Raw genomic sequence first — 21,678 nt, forward strand, 5'->3', positions numbered from 1 at the left:
GATATTCCAGCGAGGCCGTTTTCCATGCGCATTCCCACCCGAACCCTCTGCCTGGCCGCCGTGCTGCTGCCAGGCGCCGTCGTCGCCCAGACCCGCGACGCTTCCCAGGACGCGGAGATCCAGCGGCTGCGCCAGACCGTAGATATGCTCACCGCGCGCATCCAGGCACTCGAATCCGGGCAGGCCAATGCCTCGCCGGCGGCGCCCGCCACGGCCACGCCCACCGCGCCAGCCCCTGCCGTGGCCGCTGCGCCGGGCGCGGTATCGGTGCCCGCCGCACCGCTGGTCGCGGCGTCGCCCGCGGCGTTGAACGTGCCGCCGTCGCCGCTGCCGGCGCGCGACACCTTCGACGAGGACGAACAGGCGTCGGCTCGCGTGGACAACGAAGTTCCCCCCGGCGATGAACTGGAGGGCTTCTTCCTCATCCCCGGCACCGGCACGTGGCTGCGGCTGGGTGGCTACGCCAAGCTCGATGCAATGTTCGACAGCGGCGATGCCGGCGACAGCGACCAGTTCATCACCTCCGACATTCCGGTGGACGGCGGCCGCGACAGCACCCGCTTCAACATGCACGCCCGCCAGACCCGGCTCACCCTCGAGGGCCGCCGCGATACCGGCGCAGGGCAACTGCGCTTCCTGATCCAGAACGACTTCTTCGGCTCCGGCGGCAGCTACGGCTACCGCCTGCGGCATGCGTGGGGGCAGCTGGGCAACACCTACGTGGGCTTTGGCTGGTCGGCCTTCATGGACCTGGATTCGGGCCCGGACACGCTGGATTTCGCCGGCCCTGGCGCATCGCCGTCGGCGCGCGTGGCCAGCATCCGCCAGTACTTCCCGCTGGGCAACGGCAACCAGTTCATCCTCGCAGCCGAGCATCGCGCGCCCGAACTGCAGTTCTATGGGGCCACCCAACGCTCGCGCACGGCCGCACCCAACCTGGTGCTGGCCGCCCGGCATGAAGCGGACTGGGGCAGCCTGCAGGCGTCCGGCCTGCTGCGGTACCTGGCCTACGATTCGGCGCAGGACAGCAATGAGGGCAGCGACAGCGCCACCGCCGGCGGGCTGGCCCTCAGCGGCACCTGGGGCTGGGGCGACAATGGCGACTACATGGTGTTCGGTGCGCTGGGCGGGCAGGGCATCTCAGCCTTCATCGGCGATCTTGGCGGGTTGAACCTTGATGGCGTGGTCGATCCCCAAGGCGACCTGCAGGTGCTGCAGCAGTACGGCGGATGGCTGGGCTACACGCACCACTGGTCGCAGCGCTGGCGCACCACCGTGACCTACAGCCGGCTGTACCTGGAACGTGACCAGCTGCTCGACCCGACGGTGTTCCGCCGCAGCGACTACGCCGCCGCCAACATCATCTGGCAGCCGGCGCCGAGCTGGAGCTGGGGTGCGGAGTTGCTGTACGGCAAGCTGCAGGAGCAGAGTGGCGCCAGTGGTGATGTGTTCCGCCTGCAGACCGCGCTCAAGTACGACTTCGTGAAATAGGAGACGTCATGGCTACGCGCAGACTTCGAAGAATGCTGCTGGTCAGCGCACTGGCCGCCGCCGCGCCGGTGGCCGCGCAGGACGCCATGCTCGGCACCATCCTGGAAGAGCCCGGCAGCGCCGGGCTGGGCTTCCTCGGCAGGATCGAATCGTCACCGTACAAGGGCGCCGACGACCGGGTCGATATCATGCCGCTGTACCTGTACGAGGGCGAGCGCTTCTTCCTGCGTTCCAACGCGGCCGGCGTGCGCTTCACCCCGCGCGAGGACCAGGGCCTGGAACTGTTCGTCGAACGGCGGCTGGAAGGCTATCCGGAAGACGACACCCCCGACATCCTCGAGGGCATGGAAACCCGCAACAGCGAGGCCGACATCGGCGCGCGCTATTACTTCAAGCACGACAACCACGCACTGGATTTCACGGTCCGCCAGGACATTTCCAACAACTCCAACGGCACCGAAGTGCGCGCCGGGTACGGCTATACCCTGCGCGGCGACCGCTGGGCGCTGCAGCCGGTGCTCACCCTGGGCTGGCGCAGCGCCAAGCTCAACGACTACTACTTCGGCGTGGAGTCCTATGAGGTGACTCCGGAGCGCACCGAGTATTCGGCCGGCAGCGGGTTGGACATCACCGCCGGCCTGTACGGCCGCTACCGCATCCTGCAGAACTGGAGCCTGGTCGGCGGCGTGTTCGCCAAGCGCTATTCCAGCACCATCCGCAACAGCCCGCTGGTGGACAGCGACATGCAGTGGGGCGCGATGGTCGGCGCCGCCTACGACTTCGGCAACGGCCAGGTGCGCTGGGACAAGGAGGGCACCCCCACCTACGTAAAGGTGTTCTACGGGCGCGATTCGGACGATGGCTGCCACCTGGTCAAGATCATGACCTTCAGCTGCGTCAGCCTCAACGATGACGATCCCACCGACATCTGGGGCATACACGTGGGCCGCCCGTTCGTGTCAGGCCTCAACGGCTGGCCGCTCGACCTGGTCGGCTACGTGGGCGTACTGCGCCACGACGAGAAGGGGCATCAGCCGGATTCGTGGCAGATCGATGCCTACATGAAGGGCTTCTATTACGGCTTCCCGTGGTCGCACCGGGTAAAGACCCGGCTTGGCTTCGGCTTCGGCGTGTCCTACGCCGAGCGCGTGCCGTATGCGGAAGTGCAGTCGCAGGCACGCCGCGAGCGCAACACGTCCAAGGTGCTCAACTACCTGGATCCCAGCATCGATGTGAGCCTGGGCGACATCTTCGGCAGCGAGCGCTGGCACGAGCTGTATTTCGGTTTCGGGGTCTCGCACCGCTCCGGCATCTTCGGTTCGGCGCAGATGCTGGGCACGGTCGATGGCGGCTCCAACTACATCTACACCTACCTGGAAGGCGCGTTCTAACGCCGCGCAGGGGAGGCCGCAGGATCCCGGTCCTGCCGGAACAGGAGGGCGATGGCGATGTACGCCACGCCCATGGCCAGCAGCGCCAACCCCACGCCCCAGGACGCCGAGGCGCGCCCGGCCCAGGCCACGCCGCTCACGCACACCACCGCGGCCACCAGCGCCACCAGCCCCGACACCAGGGATATCCAGCGCTTGCCGCCCGGTGCAAACCGGAATGCCAGGCTGATCTGCGCGATGGCCTGCACCACCAGTACGGCGGCCACCGTGGTCGCTACGGCGTACGCGGCCCACTCGGGGTTCGTGTAGATGGCGATGCCGCCGATGATCTGCGCCGCCCCCAGCAGGATGGTCATCGCAAAACTGGGCAGGCCGTGCAGCAGGAACGCCTCGGTCAGCTGCAATGCACCGGCGATCACCAGCAGGCCGGCCACCAGCACCGTCATGGTGCGGACCATGAAGGAGGAGGCGTAAATGCCGAACGCGCCCAACACCAGCAGCAGCACGCCCACGATCAACAGGCGCTGCCAGCTGGACTTCATTGCCACACCGATGGAGCCGGTGTCCTTGCCAAGTCGGGAGAACACGGTCATGACAGGCCACTCCTGGGAGATCGTCCAATTACCCGCCCGGCTTGGTTATGCAGCAGTGAAACCCGCACCAGTATTTTCCGCAAACACATGGCCCTAACGTGTCCGCTCCTATACCAGCGCAACAACCGCCACGGGGGCGCAGTGCCATGTCGCAACGACTGACTGTCCGGATTCTGGGTGCCTTGGTTTCGATTGGCCTGGCCGCGTCGGCAGGCGCGCATTCGGCATTGCAGCAGGCACCGGAGGGCGATGCCTCCCCGCCGCCGGCGACCGGCGTGGCACCTGCCGCCACGCTGTTCACCAACGTCCGCATCTTCGACGGCACCCACGGCCGCCTCTCCGCACCCAGCAACGTGCTGGTGCAGGGCAACACCATCGCGCGCATCTCGGCCGGCGCGATCGACGCGCCCGGCGCGCGCCGCATTGACGGGCGCGGCCGCACCCTGATGCCCGGGCTGATCGACATGCACTGGCACAGCATGTTCGCCGGCATCCCGATCCAGACGCTGATGACGGCCGATACGGGCTACATCAACATCGTGGCCGGGGCAGAGTCCCGCAAGACGCTGCTGCGCGGCTTCACGACCGTGCGTGACGTTGGCGGCGCGGTGTGGGGCCTGAAAGCGGCCATCGATGCCGGCCACGCAGACGGGCCGCGCATCTGGCCCTCCGGCGCGATGATCACCGTGACCAGCGGCCACGGCGATTTCCGTGAGGCCTCCGACCTGCCGCGCACCGTGGGCCAGCCCGGCTCGCGCCATGACGTACTCGGTGACAGCGCCATCGCCGATACCCCCGATGAGCTGCGGGTGCGCGTGCGTGAGCAGCTGATGCGGGGCGCCAGCCAGATCAAGCTCACCGCCGGCGGCGGCGTCTCTTCGCCGCATAGCCCGCTGGACGTGGTGACCTTCACCGAGCCGGAAGTCCGCGCGGCGGTGGAAGCAGCCACCGACTGGGGCACCTACGTCACGGTGCACGCCTACACCCCGGAAGCGATCCAGCGCGCCATCCGTGCCGGGGTGAAGTGCATCGAGCACGGCAGCCTGATGGACGACGCCACCGCCCGCCGCATCCGCGATACCGGTACCTGGCTCAGCACGCAGCCGTTCCCGCCGGAGCTGGCCAACGCCTTCCCGACGGGCTCGGAGCAGTGGCAGAAAGCGCAGGAGGTGTTCGCCGGCACCGACCAGACCTACCGCTTCGCCATCAAGTACAAGCTCAAGACCGCGTTCGGCACCGACGTGCTGTTTTCCAGTGCGTTGGCCTCACAGCAGAACCGCATCCTGGCCAGCCTGACCCGCTGGTACACGCCGGCCGAAGCGCTGGTGATGGCCACCGGCACCAACGCCCAGCTGCTGGCGCTGTCGGGCAAACGCAGCCCTTATGCCGGGCGTGTCGGCGTGGTGGAGGAGGGGGCGCTGGCGGACCTGCTGCTGGTCGAAGGCGATCCGCTGGCCGACATCAACGTGATCACCGATCCAGACGCCAACTTCGACGTGATCATGAAGGACGGCAAGATCTACAAGGATGCGCGCTGAGCGGCTCAGCCACCGGTGTTCATGCTCATCCCACCGCCTGCTTTGAAGTACAGCACCAGATACACCACGCGCCAGAAAATGAAGGCGTAGGCGCCGCACAGCAGGATCTGCAGGACCAGGTGCGACTTCATGCGGCTCAGCCGCCACAGCCCGTCGCAAAGGTTCAGCAGCAGCAGGCTGACCCCGATCGTGACCACCACGTAGCCGGCCACGGTGGGGTTGACCAGGTCGAGGTCACCCGGCCCCGCGCGAACGACTTCCAGCCCAGCGGCAGTGATCAGCGAGGACACCGCCATGTTGCGCGTGTTCTCGAAGATCAGCCGCAGCACACCATTGTCGAACAGCTGTACGGCGATACGTCGGAGCAGGGCGGGTAGCATGGGGCATTCCTCGCGGCGTGAGCCGGACTGCACACAGGGTTGTACCGGGCGCATGAAAAGCGCGTGGAAGAACGGGCCAGTAGATTTACTGAGCGTGCCGGGCGGCAATGGGATGTTCGCGCACACGTTTTCGTTGCTGCTAAGTAAGACTACTCACACTCTCCGCGCGGCTTTACTGATGCGCCGGACGGGACTCGCCCGGCAGACTTTGGCCTGCGAACCGATAGTGGGGCAGGCCCGATGTCCAGACTGACTTCCAACCGTTCCTCCGCTGGCCTGATGCAGGTGCGTGGCCCGCGCCCGACCGCGCTGTGCGGAATCTCCGATGTGTCTTCCGGCAGGTACAGCCGCCTGCCAGCCGCCCGGCTGGTGCGCTTCGGCGCGGAGGTGCGGGATCCGGAGCAGGCAGCCCAGGCAGGCGACGTATGGGGCGACGCGTCGCGGCAGGCCGGGCAGGCCACTGTCGCCAGTGCCACCCTGGATGCGTCGTATCGTGGACAGGATTTCCATGTAACCGCGTGGCAGCCGCAGGGCAAGCCCGCCTTCGTGTTCGTGGTCGCGTTGAGGGACCAGCGCTGGATCCAGCCCGATGTGGCCGAAGCGGCCGACTTCGACGAGGTGCTGCGCAATGCGGTGGCGTTCGTCGAACGTGTCCTGGATGCCCAGCTGGATCCTGGGAAGCCCGACACGCCGGGGCCGGGCTGAGCGGATTCGATACACTCTGGCGACGTCATGGCGCGGAGTCACCCATGCTGGCAGATGCACCTGGTGCGGTAGCGGGGGAGCTCCTGGCACAGGATGGCGCCCGTGTCCTGGCGGCGTTGGCTGCCCCCGGCGACCAGAACGAAGGCATCCATGCGGCACGCAAGGCGATCCGGCGCATGCGGGCGGTGCTGGCGCTGCTGGATGAGGATGAGTTCGAGCTCGAGCGGGAGGATCGTTCGCTCAGACGGCTCGGCAAAAGCCTTTCAGCGCTTCGGGATGCGCATGTGGTGGTCGAGGCGGCCAAACGGCTTCAGGCCTTGCACCCCGGTCCCGCGTGGGCAGCGGTAGTGGGCACGCTTGAGGAGAGGCGCGCGGGCATTCTGCAGCGCGCCGCGTCCATCGACCCCCAGTTTGCACGCAGGCGCATGACGATCGAGCGCGTTCTGCAGCGGCTTGAGGCCCAGCCATGGGAGCGCCTGCGACGGCGGCACGTTCGGGCCGCGCTCGCACGCAGCGAGCGACGGGTGAAGCGGGCCGCCTCCCGCGCGGCTTCGGACGGTGATGCCGAAGCCATCCACCGTTGGCGAAGACGTGTTCGACGACTGCGCATGCAACTCGACGCCGGGCAGGCGCTCGGTGCGTTGGGCGGAGATGCCAAGGGCCATGTTGCCAGCAACAGGAAGGCGAAGGCACTGCACAGGACCAGTGACGGGCTGGGCTGGCTTCAGGACCTGCAGATGCTGCGGAACCTGGTCCGGAGGATGCCGGCGGAAGAGGGCAAGGCCGACGTGCTGCTGCAGGTCGAGCGGCAACGCGACGAGGTCAGCCCCTGACCTGCAGCTCCCGCCCATTTGCGTGACGCATCACGCGAGCCTGGATCGACCGCCTGCTGAACGCGTACAAAGGCATAGCTTGACCGCCGGTGGCTGCAGATTTCACCACAATGTCACCCATGCCACCCCAATGACAGGCCACGTAATTTTACTGGCCTGGGCTAGGTATTTAAACGCTGGTTGCTCTGTCCGAACCTCCTCAGGCTAGACACTCGCAAGTTGCGGCTGGATTGCAAACGCTTGCCGATTCGGCGCTCGCTGAGGGCGTCCAGTTGCGATGGGAACACTGACCTTTCGGAGCATTTTCATGCTGAGCGAAGAGGCTGCGATCCATTGGGTCGAATGGTCGGCTCTGGCGATAGAATTGCTGGCAATCGCGTTGATCGTCGTGACCATCGTGGTGTCGACAGCGGTTTACGTGATCGCCTTGGCCGTGCAGCACAAGGACCGCGTGGAAAGCTACGAACGGTTCCGTCGCAGGCTCGGACGGGCGCTGTTGCTGGGTCTGGAAATACTGGTGGCGGCGGACATCATCCGTACGGTTGCGCTGGACAGCACCCTCCGCGCCATTCTTTCCCTGGGCCTGCTTGTCATCATCCGGACCTTCCTCAGCTGGTCGGTGGTCCTGGAAGTCGAGGGGTTCTGGCCATGGAAACGCCCCTTGGATCGCACGCCTGCGGGAGAGGAGAAGTAGCCATGGCGTGGGGCGAGCATGGGGATTGCTGGGAGCGTTTGGCTGCAATGCGCGTTCCCTATGAACACAACTTGCGTCTTACATAATATACATTATGCGAAATGCAGTGTGTGGCGTACTGTGCGCCAACGCGCCGCCGAACTGTCTGTCAGTCTTCTTAGTTCTTGTGGCTTGGGTTTCACCAAACTGGGGTGTGCCCTGGAATGTGCCCGCGACGAGCGTCCCCCTAGCGGTGCAATGGATCCAGCCCCTTTTTGCTGCCCCTGGGAACGCCAATCTCGAGCCCTACCAAACGGGCGCGATCAGGGCAGATGACCCGTTTTCCCTCACTCTCCGCCGAAAAGGGAAGCAATGCGGGTCCGCCGACGCGATCAACGGTGGCCAGCTGTGGGATTACCAGCGGCAGCAAGACGACCGCTGGAACCTGACGGACCGCCGTTTCCGCCAGCTCAACAGGGGGGTGAGCGGTGTCTGGGCCATGGCCCAAGCCAAGGCCCAGATGGCCACCTCGACGTCGGCTATTCACGGAGAGAACCGAAACCGCCTAGCCGTGGGCGTCGGTGACTGTAGCAGCCAAGCCGCCATTTCCATCGGCTACACCCTTGACGTGACCACCCCGCGCGGATCCCCATCGGCTTTCTCATCGGGGTTTCCCGCAGCGGACAGGACACGGCCGTGGGCGCAGCCTGAGCCATCGGCTGGTAACGAATGTCAGCAGCGAAAAGAAGGTGATCATATCTCGGCAAGGGCCCTTCGGGGCCCTTGTTCGTGGCGCCAATTTATTGAAATTCTATTTGTATACAATAACTTACGGTTGACCAAGGCATTGGAAGCTGGTAGCATCTCCACCGTTAATCAGTGTAGGAGCCGGACTGACAATCCCGCCTGCAGTGCTTATCGCTGTCGTAGCACTACTCACGCCAATGCTTGCCATTGCCCTAGAAGCCGTCAGGGAATGGTTGACCAACCACGACGCAAAGGAAGATGACACATGCAGCACTAACAATTACAGGAACACTCCAATGAATAAAGAAACAACTAACAGCAACACGCTTGCAACACGCATCAAGAAACACCCGCTTTGCAGAGCCCTTGGCGTGGGCTTCAAGGTGCTTTACGACACGACAATTGCTGTAGGAGCAAGCGCGCTCCTTACATTACACAGGTCAACGCGCGGTGAGCCATGCTCCCCATTGACCGATATGAAAAGCCCGGGTCCAGCCCGGGCTTTTTCTTTGGAACGTTGCAGCGATCCGTGGCCACCTGAACCGAGAAGATCAGGAACCTTCCCAAGCCTAGCGTCGCCTTTTCTCCGTCGCCACGAAGGCTCCATCGGAGTGTAAAAGCGCGATAGTGCTCCCCTGGACGTGCTCTGGCCAAACCTGTCCTGGCAGGCCCACGAACTCCAGCGGAAGGCTCGCCTCTTGGTCTGGTTCGAACCCAGCGAACGGGTCGAAGCTCTGTGGCTGCCAGTCCTCGAACTGGAACTCCCTGTTCCAGACCATTGCAAAGGCCAGCGGATAGGCCTTCAGGACGTAGACCGCTGAACTCCCTTTCCCTCCCAATACACAAAGCCCGAAGTCACGAAGAACCGTTCGACCGCTGTAGGGATACACCCAGTAGTGAAGCCTTACTTGGCGCAATAGGTCCGACCGGTCATCGAACAGGTGCTGACTGTGCCGTTCGTCGTAGCGATTCAAGCCCACTGATGACATGTGGCCCAGGACGCCCCTTGCCACAAGCTGCGGCTGGATGCGGATGGTCTGGTAGTAGGTGACCTTGCTTCGATCACGCAAGATCTCCGTCACTTGTCGGCTCATCGACACAAGCGCCTTGTCGTATCGAGAAAGCACCGAGCCGTTGCAGGTCCGGCAGATGCTCCTAAAGCAAACACCATTGGGCATCTTATGGGACCGCGGCCTCTTCTCTCCACTGATTGCATCGGCGACGCCGGACACCACTGAACACGATGGTCGCATCCTTGGCCGAACCGAAGGCCATGAACAGCAGGGCGAAGATCAACGCCAGTGTCACCGGAACGACCACCCCCAGGCGTTGGGTGGCCGAGATCAGCTGCTCGAATGTGCCGCCGTAGTCGATCCAGTAGCCCTCAGGAAGCGTGACATCCTGGCCGATGCGCGTGCGCAGCTCGCCGACGAACCCACCCAGATCGCGCTCGCGTACGTTGGCGGTGATCACCACGCGCCGCTTACCGTTTTCGCGATTGATCTGATTGGGCCCGCGTTCCACCTGGATCTTCGCCACTTCCCGCAGCGGCACCGTACGAGGGCCACCATTGGCGCCGGTGGCCAGGCGGCTGGACTCGTCCACGCTGGCGCTTTCCGGCAGTGGAATGGGCAGATCTGCCAGCACAGCCGGGTCTTGGCGCTGCGATTCGGGCAGGCGCACGACCAAGTCGAAGCGGCGGTCGCCCTCGATCAGCTGGCCGGCGACACTGCCCCCAATGGCGGTGGCCACCGTTTCCTGCACGTCGCCCGGATTCAGGCCATACCGTGCCAATGCCGCCGGATCTGGCGTGATGGTGAGCAATGGCAGGCCGGAGACCTGCTCGGCCTTGACGTCCTCGGCGCCGGGGACGCTGCGCATGACCCGCTCGACCCGGCTGGCCAGACGGGTCAGCTGGTCGAGGTTGTCACCGTAAACCTTGACCGCCACGTCCGAGCGGACGCCGGAGATTAGCTCGTTGGTGCGCATCTGGATGGGCTGGGTGAACTCGTAATTGCTGCCCGGAATTTCCTTGGCAGCCCCCTCCAGCTCTTCCACCAACTCGGCCTTGGGCTTGCGCGGGTCGGGCCACTGGTCGCGGGGCTTGAGCATCAGGAAGGTGTCGGCCATCGACGGCGGCATCGGGTCGGTGGCCACCTCGGCGGTGCCGATTTTGGAGAAGATGTTGGCCACTTCCGGGAACTGGGCCAAGCGCTTCTCCAGCGTTTCCTGCATGGCCACCGACTGCTCCAAGCTGGTGCCGGGAATACGCATGGGCTGCAAGGTGATGTCGCCCTCATCCAGGCTCGGCACGAACTCCGAGCCCAAGCGGGTGGCCAGCACGCCACAGCCCACCACCAGCACGGCCGCGCCTGCCAGCACCACGACACGGCGCCGCAGCGCCCAATCCAACAGCGGGGTGTAGCGGGCGCGCGACCAGCGCATCAGGCGGTTGTCGTGCTCAGCCACGCGGCCGCGCAGGAAGGTGGCGATCGCTGCCGGCACGAAGGTCAGCGACAACACCATGGCACCGGTCAGGGCCAGCACCACCGTGATCGCCATCGGGTGGAACATTTTTCCTTCCACCCCGGACAGCGCGAAAATCGGCAGGTAGACCGCCGCGATGATGCCCAGGCCAAACAGGCTGGGACGGATCACCTCGGCGGTGGCCGAGGCGGTCAGGTCATAGCGCTCTTCATCGTTGAGCTGGCGGCCCAGCGCGTGCTGCGCCTCCCCGAACCGGCGCAGACAGTTCTCGATGATGATCACCGCCCCGTCCACGATCAGGCCGAAGTCCAGCGCACCCAGACTCATCAGGTTGCCCGATACGCCGCCACGCACCATACCGATGATGGTGAACAGCATCGCCAACGGGATCACCGCCGCGGTGATCAACGAGGCGCGCACATTGCCCAACAGCAGGAACAGCACCACCACCACCAGCAGCGCGCCCTCGATCAGGTTCTTGGATACCGTGCCGATGGTGCGGTCCACCAGCGCGGTGCGGTCATAGACGGCCTTGGCATGCACGCCCGGGGGCAAGCTGGCGTTGGCGGCGTCCAGCTTGGCCGCGGCCGCCTGGGAGACTTCCCGGCTGTTGGCGCCGAACAACATGAAGGCGGTACCGACCACGACCTCGTGGCCATTCTGGGTGGCCGCGCCCGTGCGCAGCTCCTTGCCTTCGCCCACGCTAGCGACGTCGCGCACCCGAATCGGCACGCCATCGCGCCGGTCCAGCACGATGTTGCCGATCGCCTCCAGATTGGCCAGCTGGCCGGGCACGCGCACCAGGAACTGCTGGCCGTTGCGTTCGATGTAGCCGGCGCCGATGTTCTGGTTATTGCGCATGACCGCGGCGACCACGTCGTTCAACGTGAATCCCAGCGCCACCAGCTGGGCCGGGTCGGGGGTGATGTGGATCTGCCGCTCAAAGCCGCCGATGGTGTTGACCTCGGTGACGCCAGCGGTAGTGCGCAGCTGCGGCCGGATCACCCAGTCCTGCAGGGTGCGCAGGTCCGTGGCCGTGTACGGCGTGCCGTCGGGCTTGCGAGCGTTGGGCTCGGCCTCCACGGTATACATGAAGATCTCGCCCAGGCCGGTGGAGATGGGCCCCATTTCCGGGTCCAACCCTTCGGGAAGCTGGGAGGCGATCTGCTGCAGGCGCTCGGCGACCTGCTGGCGGGCAAAGTACAGGTCGGTGCCGTCCTTGAAGACGACGGTGACCTGCGAAAGCCCGTAGCGTGACAGCGAGCGGCTGTAGTCCAGCTTGGGCAGGCCGGCCATGGCCGTTTCGATGGCGAAGGTCACCCGTTGCTCGGCCTCCAGCGGCGAGTAGCCAGGGGCCTGGGTGTTGATCTGGACCTGGACATTGGTGATGTCCGGCGTGGCGTCGATGGAGAGGTGACGGTAGCTCCACACGCCCAGCGCAACCAGCGCAGCGGTGAGCACCAGCGTCAACCAGCGGTGGCGGATGGACAGCCCAATGAGGCGTTCGAGCATGGCGGGCCTCATTCCTCTTCCACGGTGGACTTTTCGATGTCGGCCTTGATCAGGAAGCTCTGAGCCACCACCACCTGTTCACCGGCCTTGAGCCCTTCCAGCACTTCGGCGCGTTCGGCGTCGCGGCGCCCCAGCTTCACCGGCCGGGTGTGGTAGGTCTCGCCCTGCTGCACGTAGACCACGTCCTGGTCCTCTGCGGTCTGCAGCGCAGTGATCGGCACCACCAGCGCCGCCGATTGGCGATCCACCGTGACCCGCGCCTTGACCGCCGAACCCGGCCGCCACAGGCCATCGGTGTTGGCCACGGTGGCGCGCGCAATGGTGCTTTGGCTGGCGGTGGCGGTGCCGGGCAGGACGCGCTCCAGCGTGGTTTGCGCCGTGACGTCATCGCTCAAGCGGGTGACCGTCACCGGTACGCCGGCACCGATGTGCTGGGCGTCGGCGCCGAAGATGTGGAGGTCCACCCACAGCGAGGACAGGTCGGCGACCTCGAACAGCGGCGCGCCCTCAGCGGCTGCCATGCCCACAGCGGCCGTACGCGCCATGACCACGCCACTGATCGGCGCGGTGACGGTGTAGGTAGTCAGGCTCAGGTTGCTCTCCACGGTGGCCAGTGCCTGGCCGGCACGCACCTGATCACCCACGCCCGCTCGCACAGAACGGACCGGTCCGGGGAAGCGTGCAGTGACCTGCGCGATGCGCCCATCGATCGGGGTCAGCAGCCCTTGCACCTCATGCTCGTCAGCAATCTCACCTGGACCCGCCGGCGCGACCTGGATACCCGCCGCCTGCGCAGCTTTGGCGGCAATCTTGGTTTCCAGCGGCGCTTCCTCGTGCTCGCCGTGCTCTTCGCCCTCAGCGGCGGCGCCGCCCTCGGAGGCTTCGTTGGGGGTCGACGCGTTGCAGGCGGCCAGCATCAGGGCCATGCCCAGTGCGGTCCAGGAAAAGCGATTCATGGGGTCTCTCCGGTGGAAGCGGCCGCCGGCGGCGTGACAAGCGCCTGGCCGGTCAGTCGTTGAATTTCGATCAGGGCGCGCTGCGCATCGAGCGCCACGTCCAGCTGCTGCTGGGCCATGGCCGTGCGTTCGGACTGCAGCTGTGCCCATTCCAGATAGCTGATCGCGCCGGCGCGATAGGCGCGCTCGGCAGCCTGCTCGGCCCGGGCCAGCTTCGGCAGTACGTCTCCTTGCAGCCGCGCCACTTCGGCCTGCGCCACGGTGTAACGGCCATGGGCCTCGACCAGCGTGGAGTACAGCGACAGGCCCTTGGCCTCGCGCTCGATCGTCAGGACCTCCAGCTCGGCTTCGCCGGCGCGAATCTCCGGCTGTGCGCGGCTGCGGCTGCCCAGCGGCATGGACAGGCTGGCCACCAGCGCGGTGTCGTCGGACTCCTGCAGGCGGCGCACACCGAGCTGCCAGGACAGGTCCGACGAGGCCGCCGAACGCGCCAGCTGCAGTCGTGCCTGCGCGATCCGACGGGCGTCGGCAAACTGCGCCAGTTCCGGAGTCCGCTCCAGCTCCTCGGCCAACGTCTGCATGGACGCGATCGCCGGCAAGACCCTGGGATCGGCCGCGGCCACCTCGAAGCTGGGAGCACGTTCGCCCCACAGTGCGGCCAGATGCTGACGAGCGGCGATTCGCTGCTGATCGGCCCGATCACGGGTCAGCTCGGCCCGCGCCAGCGCTGCCTGCGCGGTGAGTACCACCGATTCGGGCGAAGCACCGGCCTGCAGGCGCTGCCGGGCGGCCGCCACGGTCCGCTGGCGCTGGCCGACATCCACGTCCGCCAGCCGGCGTTGACGGTCGGCGCCAACGACGGCCAGATAGCGCTGCGCCGTCTCGGCGAGCAGGTCCAGCCGGCCGGTCTCCCGGTGCACGGCCAGCGCATCAATCCGGCTTTGGGCCAGGGTTCGGCGCGCATCGAGCTTGCCGCCGCGCTCCAGGACCGAGCTCAGGCTCAAGGTCAGCTCGGCGCTGTCCAGACCACGGGCCACGCCCGTGCCCAATGCATTTTCGACCTCGGCACCGACCGTCCACGGTGGGCGCTGCATGGCCTGATCGCGCTCGGCAGCGAGCACGGTGGCCCGCGCATCGACCAGGCGCAGCTCGGGGTGGGTTTGGGCCACACGCGCGAACGCGTCGTCCAAAGTCATCAATTCGGCCGCCGCCGCCGGCGTCGTCACCGCGCCGCCCAACAGCAGCCATGCGGCTATAGCCGCCAATCGCACATGCATGGAAGTACTCCGAAGGTTCTCGATATCGACAGGGCGCCGGCGCATGCCAGCCGACCTCACCCTGCGATCGGCGGTCGGAACGGCGCGATCAGGTGCGCGGGCGGATACCGGGGCGTATCGGCGTCCAGCGCGTGCAAATACCGGCCGATGTCCGCCACGGCCAGCAGGATCTCAGGGGCCGGCGCGGCTTGGCTGCAACACAGCACCAGCTGCTGAAGCCGATGCAGGGCGACGTCTACGCCACGCTCGGCAGCTGGTGGCGCCACTGCCGGGCCACGGTCGGCAGCGGCCAGATGGGTCTGGGCATGCAGCTCGCCGACCAGTGCCAGCACCGGCTGCGCCACCAGGCCCACGGCCAAGTGCGCCAGCAGGAGCCAGCGCAGGCCAGAACCCAGCCGGCCAAGCCTGGTCATGCAGCCGTCTTGCGCGCGTCGGCACGTGCCCGGCGGGCATCACCCAAGATCTCGAAGGCTTCCTTGATCACATACAGGCCGATCAGGGCGCCGATCACGAAATCTGGGTACGGGCTGGCCAGCCACCACACCAGGAGGCCCGCCAGGATTACGCCAACATTGGCGACCACATCAGCCCGGGTGAACAGCCAGGTCGCCCGCAGATGCACCTCGCCGGACTTCAGCGGCGCCAGCATGCGCAGTACCGTCACGTTTACCACCAGCGACAGCAGGGCGGTGCCAATCATCCAGCCGCTGACCGGCTCGGCACCGAACATTACGCGGCGGCCGACCTCGACCAACACGCCCACACCCAGCACAAGCAGCACGCTGCCGCTGACCCACGCGGCATTGGCCTTGAAGCGCGCCGTGCGCCCGATAGCGACCAAGCCAATGGCATAGGCGGTGGCATCGGACAGCATGTCCAGAGCGTCGGCCAGTAGGCCAGTGGAATGAGCAACCCAGCCGGCGATGCCGCCGATCACGGCCATCGCCGCGTTCAACGCCAGGGCGATCCAGAGGACGCGCCGCTCCTGCGCGTTCTTAGCCTCGTGGTGGCAGCCGCAATCACTCATCGGAACATCTCCATTCGCAGGGAAGCCGGGCCCGGGCGGGCCGCTGGCATGACACAGCCGGTGAGGGTAAAGTCCGTAGCTACTACGGAGTCAAGCGTACTACGAATGAAAATCAGTGAGGCTGCCGACGCCAGCGGGTGCCATCTGGAGACCATCCGCTATTACGAGCGGATCGGCCTATTGCCGCGCCCTGGGCGCTCAGGCAATGGGTACCGGGTCTATGGCCCGGCCGACATCGAGCGGCTGCGCTTCATTGCGCGTGGCCGGGATCTGGGTTTCAGTCTGGAAGAGGTCCGCAGCCTGCTGCAGCTGGCCGGCGATGAGGAGCTTTCGTGCGGGGACGTGGATCGGCTGGCCCGCAGCCATCTGACCGACGTGCGGGCGCGCATGGCTGACCTTCAGCGCATGGCCAGCGAGCTGGAACGGGTGATTGCCAGTTGCCACGGCGGTCAGCGGGCAGAATGCACCATCCTGTCAACGCTGCGACAGCCGGCCTCGGTGGAGGCCACGCGCCAGTGACCGAACTGGACCGCTACCTCGATGCGGCCACGCGCCAGAACACGGTGCGCAGCTATGCGTCGGCGCTGCGGCACTTTGAGGTTGAGTGGCAAGGCCACCTCCCAGCCACACCTGACAGCGTGGCGCGGTACCTGGCCGCCTATGCGCAGACCTTGGCCACCAGCACCCTTCGCCACCGGCTGGCCGCCATTGCCTCCTGGCACCGCGACCACGGCTTTGTCGACCCGACCCGGTCGCCGCTGGTGCGCAAGGTGCTCAAAGGCATCAAAACCCTGCACCCGGGCCAGGTCAAGCAAGCCGCGCCGCTCCAGATTCGGCGGCTGGTCGAACTCGATGACTGGTTGGCTGCAGCGATCGCTGCGGCACAGGCGCGGGGCGACGGAGCGGCGGCGCTGCGCCACCAACGGGACCGAGCGTTGGTGCTGCTCGGATTCTGGCGTGGCTTCCGCGGCGATGAACTGCTGCGTCTGGACGTGGCCCATCTCACGCTGGTGCCGGGACAGGGGATGACCTGCTTCCTTCCGCGCAGCAAGGGCGATCGGCAGGCGGCCGGCGTCACCTACAAGGTGCCGGCGTTGTCGCGATTGTGTCCGGTGGAGGCGACCCAGGTGTGGCTGCAGGCGGCCGGCCTGCAAGAAGGGCCGGTATTTCGGGCGGTCAGCCAATGGGGCCAGGTGAGCGCCGAAGGCCTGCATCCCAACAGCTTGGTGCGCCTGCTGCGTGAGTTGCTGGCCAGTGCTGGTTTTGCCGATGCTGGGCTCCACAGCAGCCATTCGCTGCGCCGCGGCTTTGCCAGCTGGGCCAACGACCAAGGCTGGGACATGAAGGCGCTGATGGAGTACGTGGGCTGGCGCGATGTGCAGTCGGCCATGCGTTATCTGGACGGGCGTGACCCGTTCGCCCGGGATCGCATTGAAGCGAGCCTGCCCAGCCCAACCTCGCCAGCTCCGACGATGGCGCTGCCGGCGCCCGAGGGAAAATCTGCCCTGCAGCTGCGCCTGCGCATGGTGCTGACCCCGTTTGCCCGCGCCGGCCGCGGCGCGGCCAAGGCCCGGGGGCGAATCGAAGAGATCTGCTTGGCCCCGTTCCAGGCTGTGCGGCTGAACACCGCCAGCAGCGAGTACCGGTTGACAGCTCCCACCGATCCCGACCGGGATCTGGATGAAATCCTGGCCACGTTGCTCGATGACATGCACCGCATGGCCGATACGCACCAGTGTTTCCTGGAAGCGTCTCTCAATACAGACGATGGCCGGCACTGGGATTGATCCCCTCATAACCTTCGGATCCAATGGCTACCCTTCACGAGACCGCCTACCCGCGACTGAAGCCTGATCCCACCGCCAAGGAACTGGAGGAGATCTACACTCCGACCGCCGCTGAGATTGCATTCGCCAAGCAGCTGACCACCCAGCCGGGACCGCAGCTGGCGGTACTGATTCATCTCAAGCTCTTCCAGCGCCTGGGTTACTTCACGGTGTTGGCCGAAGTGCCCGAGCGGATCCGGAAGCACATCGCCAAGGCCGCCCGACTCGGGCGCGTATTGGACACCGACCAGCTCGAACGCTACGACGCCTCCGGCAGCCAGCGCCGGCATATGCCGCAGCTTCGGAAGTTCATTGGGGTACGTCCCTTGGACAAATCAGGCTTGGCCTGGCTGGACACGGTGGCCACCGGAGCAGCCCAGACCAAGCACACCATCCCGGACATCGTGAACGTCCTGCTCGAAGAGCTGGTGCACCACCGCTACGAACTGCCAGGCTTCCGCACCCTGGAGCTGGCCGCCATTGGCGCGCGTGAGAGGGTCAATCTGGGGTACTACCGCAGCATCAGTCACGCGCTGACGCCCGCAACGCGCACGCTCATTGACGAATTGCTGCGCGCACCGGAAGGCTCCAGATTTACTGGCTGGCACTCACTCAAGCGCGAGCCTGGCCGGCCGACCAACAAGGAAGTTCGTTTTTATCTGCAGCACATCCGCATGCTGCAGCAGCTGGCCGACCAGCTGCCTCCCATCGATGTGCCGGTGCCCAAGCTCAAGCAATTCCGTGCAATGGCTCGGGCCTATGACGCCAGCGAGCTGGCCGAATTGGCTCCGGACAAGCGCTATGCGCTGGCCACCATCTTCATTCGCGCCCAGCATGCCAAGACGCTGGATGATGCAGCCGAGTTGTTCATCAAGCAGGTGCGCGGGCTGGAGAACACGGCCCAGCAGAAGCTGCTGGCCTACCAGCTCGAACATGCCAAGCGGGCCGACTTCCTCATCGGCCAGCTCAAGGAAATCCTGCAGGCCTATCAGCTCGACGGCAGCGATAGTCAGCGCGTGGATGCCATCGACAACAGCCTGGAAGCGGAAGTATCGACCTTGCTGGCCGAATGCGAAGAACATATGGCCTATGCAGGGAAAAACTACCTGCCTTTCATGCTGCAGCCCTACGGCGCGGTCAGGCCGCTGCTGTTCAATGGGCTGGAGCTGATGAATCTACGGGCAACCAGCCACGACGCCGGCATGGAGCCGTTGATCGCGGCCGTGCTGTCACTGCGCAACCAACGGCGTGAGTTGATCGAGGTTGCTTCCCTCGGCCTGGACCCGGAGAAGGATTTTGACTGGATGTCCAAGCTCTGGCGTCAGCACGTGTTTGGCAAGCGGGCCAGCGCGGCAGGCGCCGGCTGGATGCACCGTAAGTACTTCGAGCTGGCCGTGCTGGTGCAGGTCAAAGACGAGCTGAAGTCCGGAGATCTCTTCATTCCCAGCAGCGAACGGTTTGATGACTACCGCGAGCAGCTGGTCGATGAAGCCACCTTGGCCCAGGAGCTGGAAGCCTATGGTCAGGTGTCAGGCCTGCCCACCGACGCCGAGTCGTTCGTGGCAGGGTTACGCGCACAATTGACCTCCCTGGCCGACGAGGTCGACGCGCGTTTCCCGGAGAACGTGCATGCGGACATCCTGGAGGGGCGCCTGGTGCTGCGGAAGGGGCAACGCGCCGAAGTCTCCAGCGCGATTACCACCGTGGATCGCCTCATCGCCGAACGGCTCCCGGAATCCAGCATCGTCGATGTCCTGATCGACGCCAGCCGATGGCTGGATCTGCACCGATTCTTCCGTCCGATCGCCGGCACCGAGAGCCAGGTTGAAGATCTCCCTCGACGGGTGATCACCACGCTGTTTTGCTATGGCTGCAACCTGGGGCCGACGCAGACGGCGCGGTCGATCAAGGGCTTCAGCCGGCGCCAGGTTGCTTGGCTGAACCTGAAATACGTGACCGAGGATGTGCTTGAGAAGGCCATCGTGGAGGTCATCAATACCTACAACAAATTCGACCTGCCGGGCTATTGGGGCAGCGGGAAGAGCGCCTCCGCAGATGGCACCAAATGGAGCGTCTACGAGGACAACCTGTTGTCGGAGTACCACATCCGCTACGGCGGCTACGGCGGCATTGGCTACTACCACGTGTCCGACAAATACGTGGCACTGTTCAGCCACTTCATTCCCTGTGGCGTGCACGAGGGCATCTACATCCTCGACGGCCTGCTGGCCAACACTTCCGACATCCAGCCTGAGATCGTCCATGGCGACACGCAGGCCCAAAGCTACCCGGTCTTCGGTTTGGCCCACATGCTGGGCATCCAGCTGATGCCCAGGATACGAAACATCAAGGATCTGACATTCTTCCGGCCCGAACCTGGCAGAACCTATAAGAACATCCAGGCATTGTTCGGAGACAGCATCGACTGGCAACTGATCGCGACCCATCTCCACGACATGCTGCGGGTCGTGATCTCAATCCGTTTGGGGAAGATCACCGCGTCCTCGATCCTGCGCCGGCTGGGCACCTACAGCCGGAAGAACAAGCTGTACTTCGCCTTCCGGGAACTTGGCAAGGCCGTCCGAACGCTGTTCTTGCTGCGCTACATCGATGACAACGAGATTCGGAAAACGATCCATGCTGCGACCAACAAGAGCGAGGAGTACAACGGCTTCGTAAAATGGGTGTTCTTTGGCAGCCAGGGGATCATTGCTGAGAACGTCCAACACGAGCAGTGCAAGATCATCAAGTACAGCCAGCTGGTCGCCAACATGATCATCCTCCACAACGTAGAAGGCATGAGCCGGACCTTGGCTGAGATGCGGAAGGAGGGGATTGAACTGACGCCCGAGATCCTGGCCGGCCTGTCGCCTTATCGGACCAGCCACATCAATCGCTTCGGCGATTACCACTTGGATCTTGAAAGGGAAGTAGCGCCGCTGAGCTATACCGCCAAAGTCCTTGAGCACGCCCCATAGATGGGGAGATCCGCTACCGGGACAAGGTGATTATCATTGCGTTTCAATCGCTTAGGTGGCTTTTGGCCCTGTACGTAACGATTCCCTGCCGACCCTCTACTGGGCTGGATGGCATGCCGCGCGCTACGGCATCGAGCTGGTTTTGCCGGTGCCCGAGGCGATCGTGCTGCAGTTCGTGGTCGACCATGTCACGCGCCGTAACGCTGAGGGCGAGCTGGCGTGGGAGCTGCCGCCGGCGATCGACCAGGCGCTGGTCGTGGCCGGCCTGAAAGCCAAGCCGGGCCCGTGGACGCTGAGCACCGTCCGCCACCGAGTCGCCGTGCTGTCAACCGCGCACCGACTCAAGCAGCTGGCCAACCCGTGCGAGCAGCCGGCGATCCGCACCGTGCTCAGCCGGGCCGCGCGGGCGGCGGTCAAGCGCGGCGAACGGCCGCGCAAGAAGACCGCGATCACCCTGGCCGAACTGGAAGCCATGCTGGCCACCTGTGACGACAGCCTGGAAGGGATTCGCGATCGCGCCCTGCTCTGCTTCGGGTTTGCCAGCGGCGGGCGCCGGCGCAGCGAGATTGCCGCCGCCGACCTGCGCGACCTGCGCCGCATTGGTGACAAGGGATACATCTACCGACTCGAGTACAGCAAGACCCAGCAGGCCGGCGTTACCGCGTCCTCGACCCCGGATAAGCCGGTGCTCGATCGGGCCGCCCTCGCCCTCCACGACTGGCTGGAGGCGTCCGGGATCACCGAGGGGGCGATCTTCCGTCGCCTATGGAAACAGCGGGTCGGCCCTGCCCTATCCCCTGCCGCGGTCGGCGAGATCGTACAGCGGCGCGCCCGCCTGGCGGGGCTGGAGGGGGATTTTGGTGGACATAGTCTCAGGTCAGGGTTTGTGACCGAGGCCAGCCGCCAAGGGGTAGCGCTTCCAGCAATTATGCAGCTAACCGAGCACCGATCGGTGTCGAGCGTGGTGGGCTACTTTCACGCAGGTGAAGCAACTAGTAATCCTGCAGCACGCCTCCTTGAAGATTAAGGGAAGTGATTCATGGCCGGGGAGCAAGATCGCACTTACCCAATCGATTGCCAGAAACTTTGAAGCCGACATTTGATAAGTTATTGAAGTGGCGGAACTGAACCTATCAGGGGTATACACATGTTCGAGGTAGCTGCCTTGTTCCAGATTGGCATCGGATGCCTTGTTGCTGCGGCAATTCTTCTCGTTGTTGCGAGAGTGCGGCCTCCGAGGGATTCGCGTCACATTTCCGCCTCT

Annotated in this window: 17 protein-coding genes and 1 pseudogene; 10 read left to right on the plus strand and 8 right to left on the minus strand. The window is 65.2% G+C overall.

Annotation, left to right across the window (positions count from 1 at the left end; translation table 11 throughout):
- Positions 1 to 24 precede the first annotated feature (24 nt).
- Both V9K91_RS14655 and V9K91_RS14660 read left to right on the plus strand, forming a co-directional pair.
- Complete coding sequence (locus V9K91_RS14655; protein WP_307106991.1) at positions 25 to 1,491, plus strand: DcaP family trimeric outer membrane transporter; 1,467 nt, start codon at positions 25 to 27, stop codon at positions 1,489 to 1,491.
- 8 nt (positions 1,492 to 1,499) lie between these two features.
- Positions 1,500 to 2,882, plus strand: a complete 1,383-nt coding sequence (locus V9K91_RS14660) for a MipA/OmpV family protein (RefSeq protein WP_336443462.1) — start codon at positions 1,500 to 1,502, stop codon at positions 2,880 to 2,882.
- On the opposite strand, the gene V9K91_RS14665 is transcribed toward V9K91_RS14660, so the two are convergent.
- Positions 2,879 to 3,475, minus strand: coding sequence for a DUF308 domain-containing protein (locus V9K91_RS14665; RefSeq protein ID WP_336443463.1), 597 nt, complete (start codon positions 3,473 to 3,475; stop codon positions 2,879 to 2,881). The two genes, V9K91_RS14660 and V9K91_RS14665, sit on opposite strands and share 4 nt — an antisense overlap.
- 182 nt (positions 3,476 to 3,657) lie before the next feature.
- Between V9K91_RS14665 and V9K91_RS14670 the strand changes: the two genes are divergently transcribed.
- Entirely contained in the window at positions 3,658 to 5,013 is a 1,356-nt protein-coding gene (locus V9K91_RS14670; protein WP_336443464.1) for an amidohydrolase family protein, read from the plus strand.
- 5 nt (positions 5,014 to 5,018) lie between these two features.
- Here V9K91_RS14670 and V9K91_RS14675 read toward each other — a convergent pair whose 3' ends face one another.
- Entirely contained in the window at positions 5,019 to 5,393 is a 375-nt protein-coding gene (locus V9K91_RS14675; RefSeq protein ID WP_068851898.1) for a hypothetical protein, read from the minus strand.
- A 240-nt stretch (positions 5,394 to 5,633) separates the two neighbouring features.
- On the opposite strand from V9K91_RS14675, the gene V9K91_RS14680 reads away from it, so the two are divergent.
- The 3 genes from V9K91_RS14680 (at position 5,634) to V9K91_RS14690 (ending at position 7,625) form a co-directional block, all read left to right on the plus strand.
- Positions 5,634 to 6,098 carry a hypothetical protein gene (locus V9K91_RS14680; protein WP_336443465.1) on the plus strand — a complete coding sequence of 155 codons (465 nt, stop codon included), beginning with the start codon at positions 5,634 to 5,636 and terminating at the stop codon, positions 6,096 to 6,098.
- Between the two features lie 44 nt (positions 6,099 to 6,142).
- Positions 6,143 to 6,931: a CHAD domain-containing protein gene (locus V9K91_RS14685; protein WP_336443466.1), complete on the plus strand. Its 789-nt coding sequence runs from the start codon at positions 6,143 to 6,145 to the stop codon at positions 6,929 to 6,931.
- Between the two features lie 307 nt (positions 6,932 to 7,238).
- On the plus strand, positions 7,239 to 7,625 hold the full coding sequence (locus V9K91_RS14690) for a DUF1622 domain-containing protein (protein ID WP_095364321.1): 387 nt from the start codon (positions 7,239 to 7,241) through the stop codon (positions 7,623 to 7,625).
- A gap of 1,295 nt (positions 7,626 to 8,920) precedes the next feature.
- Here the strand turns inward: V9K91_RS14690 and V9K91_RS14695 are convergent.
- From V9K91_RS14695 to V9K91_RS14720, 6 genes are all read right to left on the minus strand, one after another.
- Positions 8,921 to 9,445, minus strand: coding sequence for a hypothetical protein (locus tag V9K91_RS14695; RefSeq protein ID WP_336443467.1), 525 nt, complete (start codon positions 9,443 to 9,445; stop codon positions 8,921 to 8,923).
- An 85-nt stretch (positions 9,446 to 9,530) separates the two neighbouring features.
- Positions 9,531 to 12,350, minus strand: coding sequence for a CusA/CzcA family heavy metal efflux RND transporter (locus V9K91_RS14700; RefSeq protein WP_336443468.1), 2,820 nt, complete (start codon positions 12,348 to 12,350; stop codon positions 9,531 to 9,533).
- 8 nt (positions 12,351 to 12,358) lie between these two features.
- Positions 12,359 to 13,306, minus strand: a complete 948-nt coding sequence (locus tag V9K91_RS14705) for an efflux RND transporter periplasmic adaptor subunit (protein ID WP_081029748.1) — start codon at positions 13,304 to 13,306, stop codon at positions 12,359 to 12,361.
- Positions 13,303 to 14,583, minus strand: a complete 1,281-nt coding sequence (locus V9K91_RS14710; protein ID WP_101364858.1) for a TolC family protein — start codon at positions 14,581 to 14,583, stop codon at positions 13,303 to 13,305. Before V9K91_RS14710 ends, V9K91_RS14705 begins: the two co-directional genes overlap by 4 nt.
- 56 nt (positions 14,584 to 14,639) lie before the next feature.
- Positions 14,640 to 14,996, minus strand: coding sequence for a hypothetical protein (locus V9K91_RS14715; protein ID WP_057681760.1), 357 nt, complete (start codon positions 14,994 to 14,996; stop codon positions 14,640 to 14,642).
- The gene (locus V9K91_RS14720; RefSeq protein WP_057681761.1) at positions 14,993 to 15,610 is read right to left on the minus strand and encodes a cation transporter; all 618 of its coding nucleotides are present in this window, start codon (positions 15,608 to 15,610) and stop codon (positions 14,993 to 14,995) included. Before V9K91_RS14720 ends, V9K91_RS14715 begins: the two co-directional genes overlap by 4 nt.
- A 105-nt stretch (positions 15,611 to 15,715) precedes the next feature.
- On the opposite strand from V9K91_RS14720, the gene V9K91_RS14725 reads away from it, so the two are divergent.
- From V9K91_RS14725 to V9K91_RS14740, 4 genes and pseudogenes are all read left to right on the plus strand, one after another.
- Positions 15,716 to 16,129: a helix-turn-helix domain-containing protein gene (locus tag V9K91_RS14725; RefSeq protein ID WP_014159616.1), complete on the plus strand. Its 414-nt coding sequence runs from the start codon at positions 15,716 to 15,718 to the stop codon at positions 16,127 to 16,129.
- Complete coding sequence (locus V9K91_RS14730) at positions 16,126 to 17,397, plus strand: site-specific integrase (protein ID WP_081029750.1); 1,272 nt, start codon at positions 16,126 to 16,128, stop codon at positions 17,395 to 17,397. The genes V9K91_RS14725 and V9K91_RS14730 overlap by 4 nt, the downstream gene beginning before the upstream one ends.
- Before the next feature lie 23 nt (positions 17,398 to 17,420).
- Positions 17,421 to 20,414, plus strand: coding sequence for a Tn3 family transposase (locus V9K91_RS14735; RefSeq protein WP_336443469.1), 2,994 nt, complete (start codon positions 17,421 to 17,423; stop codon positions 20,412 to 20,414).
- A 97-nt stretch (positions 20,415 to 20,511) separates the two neighbouring features.
- Positions 20,512 to 21,441 (plus strand): annotated as a pseudogene (locus V9K91_RS14740) (tyrosine-type recombinase/integrase); the annotation flags it as partial.
- Between the last annotated feature and the right edge of the window lie 237 nt (positions 21,442 to 21,678).

It is taken from the genome of Stenotrophomonas sp. CCNWLW57 (genome assembly GCF_037203925.1).
Taxonomy (GTDB): Bacteria; Pseudomonadota; Gammaproteobacteria; order Xanthomonadales; family Xanthomonadaceae; genus Stenotrophomonas; species Stenotrophomonas rhizophila_A.